This window comes from Streptomyces sp. P17, from assembly GCF_032436805.1.
GTDB lineage: Bacteria > Actinomycetota > Actinomycetes > Streptomycetales > Streptomycetaceae > Streptomyces.
Window position 1 is genome coordinate 1 of sequence record NZ_JAVRBF010000581.1, and the last position, 293, is coordinate 293.

General features: G+C 45.7%; 1 protein-coding gene. It reads right to left on the reverse strand.

All coding sequences use genetic code 11. The features are described from left to right. Nucleotides 1–38 precede the first annotated feature (38 nt). On the reverse strand, nucleotides 39–293 hold a 255-nt coding region (locus RMT89_RS42190), incomplete at its 5' end, for a hypothetical protein (RefSeq protein WP_315889054.1).

Sequence of the window (293 nt, forward strand, 5' to 3'; positions counted from 1 at the left end):
GCTTCTTACTCATCTTAATCACCTATATATTGTTTGTGTTACTGAGAAAGAGCTTCGTCTAGCTTCTCTTGCAGCTTCTCAACCGACGAACGCTTGTCAGCCTTGACGCCAAGCTCTGCAAGCTGTGCGATCAACTCTTCTTTCTGCTCATCTTCACTCGGGATATCAACTTTCTCAGTGAACTGAACATTCTTAACTACTTCACGCTTAGGCAGTTCCTTGCCATCACCATTAGACTCAGTGACCACAAAGTAGCCAAGTCGGCTATACGGGCCTACCATGCCAGGATGAAT